This is a genomic window from Streptomyces jumonjinensis, assembly GCF_009600885.1.
Lineage (GTDB): Bacteria > Actinomycetota > Actinomycetes > Streptomycetales > Streptomycetaceae > Streptomyces > Streptomyces jumonjinensis.
The window spans coordinates 1-3,167 of record NZ_VCLA01000183.1 but is presented as its reverse complement, the minus strand read 5'-3'; the positions used below and the strand labels follow the sequence as shown (position 1 = coordinate 3,167).

General features: G+C 73.1%; 2 protein-coding genes. Both read left to right on the top strand.

Features of this window, described 5'->3' with window-relative positions:
* Nucleotides 1–650 (top strand): phosphopantetheine-binding protein (locus tag FF041_RS28870; RefSeq protein ID WP_194292206.1); only part of this gene is annotated, 650 nt, incomplete at its 5' end.
* A gap of 73 nt (nucleotides 651–723) precedes the next feature.
* Nucleotides 724–3,167 (top strand): non-ribosomal peptide synthetase (locus FF041_RS28865; protein ID WP_194292205.1); only part of this gene is annotated, 2,444 nt, incomplete at its 3' end.

Sequence of the window (3,167 nt, the reverse complement as noted above, 5' to 3'; positions counted from 1 at the left end):
CACGCATGTACCGCACGGGCGACCTGGTGCGGCGCGGAGAGTCCGGTGCTCTGGAGTACGTACGCCGCCGCGACCGTCAGATGAAGGTGCGAGGTCACCGGGTCGAGCCGGGCGAGATCGAGGCGGCGCTGCGTGATCTCCCCCAGGTCGTCGACGCCGCGGTCGTGCGGCCGAGCCGCGGCGACGCGGCCGAGCGGCTGATCGCGTATGTGATGACGACCGCGGGCGCCTCGACGGGCGCGCTCCGCGACCGTCTGCGCGAGAGACTGCCGGCGCATCTGGTCCCCGGCGCCCTGGTGGACCTGCCGGCCTTCCCGCTGACTCCACACGGCAAGACCGACTACGCCGCTCTCGCCCGCATGCCGTCGGCCCCCCGGTCCGGCGACGGCCCGGACGGCGGCCCGGACGGCGGCCTCGCGGACCCGTTGGAGGCCGAGATCGCCGAGATCTGGGCCAAGGTCCTGGCCCGGCCCCACATCGGCGCGGACGCGGACTTCTTCGACCTCGGCGGCGATTCGCTGTGCGTCGTCCGCGCTCTGAACCGCTGCCGCGAACGATTCGGCGTCCGGCTGCGCCCGCGGAGCCTCTTCGACAACCCGACCCTGCGCGACTTCGCGAATGACGTCCGCCGCACGATCGGGCCGGGCTGAGTGTCGCGGGCCCGCCCGCACTCCGCCCCGGCCTCCCCTCCCATCTGCCCTGTCCCGCCCGAAGGAGAGCCCTGTGAGTGAGCAGCGCGGTAACCACTCCAGCCCTGCCCCCGTCGAACGTGACGGTCCGACGCCCGCCTCCTTCTCCCAGGCACGCCTGTGGTTCGCGGACCAGATGGGGCGCAGGGGGCTGGAGTTCGTCTACCCCTACGCGATGCGGCTCTCCGGCCCGCTGGACGTGACGGCGCTCGGCGCGGCCCTGGACACGGTGGTCGCCCGCCACGAGACGCTTCGTACCACCTTCACCGCCACCGATGGGGAGCCCCTCCAGGTCGTGGGTGACCCGTTCTCCCTCGGTCTGACCGTCACCCCGCTCACGGGAGGCGAGGAGGCCCTGCTCCGCGTGCTGAAGGAGGCCGTGGAGCTCCCCTTCGACCTCGTACGCGGTCCCGTGCTGCGGGCCCGCCTCTGGCGCATGGGCCCCGACGAGCATGTCTTCCTGCTGGTCATCCACCACATCGCCACCGACGGCTGGTCCATGGAGATCGTGTTCCGGGAGATCGGCGTGGCCTACGCCGCACACACCGCCGGAACCGTCCCCGACCTGCCCGCTCTGCCCGTGCAGTTCGCGGACATCGCGGCCTGGGAACGGGAGCGCGCCGCGGCGGGCGCCTTCGCCGAGGAGCTGAAGTTCTGGCGCGAGGCGCTGAACGGCTGCCCGCACGTCGTCGGCCTGCCCCTGGACCGGCCGCGCCCCGCCGCCCAGACCTTCGAGGGAGGTCTGCTCTCCTTCGACCTTCCGGCCGGCACCGCGACCGCCGTCGAGAAGCTGGCCAAGTCCTGTGCCGCGTCGACGTACATGGTGCTCCTCGCCGCCTTCGACCTGCTGCTCGCCCGCTGGTCCGGGCAGCACGACTTCGTCGTCGGCATGCCGGTCGCCAACCGTGACGCCACGGCGACGGAGGACCTGGTCGGCTTCTTCACGAACCTGCTGCCCGTACGCGCCCGTGTCGACCTGCGCCGCACCTTCCGCGAACTGATCGCGGCCACCCGCGAGGCGACTCTCGACGCATACGACCACCAGGCGCTCTCCTTCGACCGGCTCGTCGAGGAGATCGCGCCGGAGCGCACCCTGGCCCACAACCCGCTGGTCCAGGTGGCGTTCAACATGGAGAAGGAACCGGCCCTCGCCATCGACGGGGTCACGGCCGAGCCCCTGGACGCCCAACCCGACATCACCCGCTACGACATCGCCGTCGACTACTTCGTGAAGTCCGGGGGCGGGCTGCGTTTCGACGTCTACTACGCGAGTGACCTCTTCGAGCGCCGCACGGTGGAAGCGCTCGCCGCACGCTTCGCGTTCCTCGTCCAGACCGTGGTCGCGAACCCCGATACGGTGCTGGCGAGCCTGCCCGGCCAGAGCACCGCACACGACGCGGTCGTCCTGGAGCTGGGGCAGGGGGCCTCTCCCCGCGAGGCCGACGTGCCGAGCCTCCCCGACCGTTTCCGGAGCGTGGCGGCCGAGCGGCCCGGCGCCACCGCGGTGGTCGACGGCGAGCTGTCCCTCACCTTCGCCGAACTCGACCGGCGCGTCGAGGACATCGCCCGCTCCGTCGCCGGGGCCGGGGCGGCGGCGGAGTCCGTCGTCGGTCTCCTCCTGCCACGGTCGGCGGGGCTGCTGGCCGCGATCCTCGGTGTGCAGCGGGCGGGGGCCGCGTATCTGCCGCTCGATCCGCGGTACCCGGCGGAGCGCCTGCTGCACCTCGTACAGGACAGCGGGGTATCGCTCGTCCTGGCGGCGGAAGGCGCCGATGTCCCGGAGCGGATACGGGAGGCGGCGGCCGTCCGGGCCGTCGCCGAATCCCGGGACGGGGACAGCGCACCCCCGGTGGTCTTCGCGTCGCCCCACCCCGACCAGACCGCGTATGTCATCCATACCTCCGGCTCCACCGGCCGGTCCAAGGGAGTCCAGGTCACCCACGGTTCCCTGGCCCGATTCCTGACGGGCCTGGAGGAAGCGGGCGCCATCCGCCCCGGCGCCGGCCGGGTCGGCTGGAACGCCAGCCCGTCCTTCGACGCCTCCGTCCAGCAGTGGGCCCGGATCTGCCGGGGCGACACCGTCGTCATCCTGCCCGAGGACGTCCGCAGGGCGCCCGAGGAGCTCGCGCGGGTCGTCTCCGGGCAGCGGCTCACGGACCTCGACATGACGCCCTCGCACGCCGAGCACCTGCTCGACCACCTCGCCGCCGCCCTGCCCGCCGGGACGCGCCTGCGCATATGGACCGGCGGCGAACAGATCCCGGCGCCCCTGTGGCACCGCCTCGCCGCCCACCCCGTGATCGACGCCGTCAACGTCTACGGCACCACCGAGACGACGGTCGACACCACCTGGACACCGGTCGGCCCCACCGACGCTCCGTTCCTCGGCACCACGCTGCCCGGCCAGTCCGTGCGCATCCTCGACGCCGCCCTGCACCCCGTTCCGCGGGGCACGCCCGGCGAGCTCTGCATCGGCGG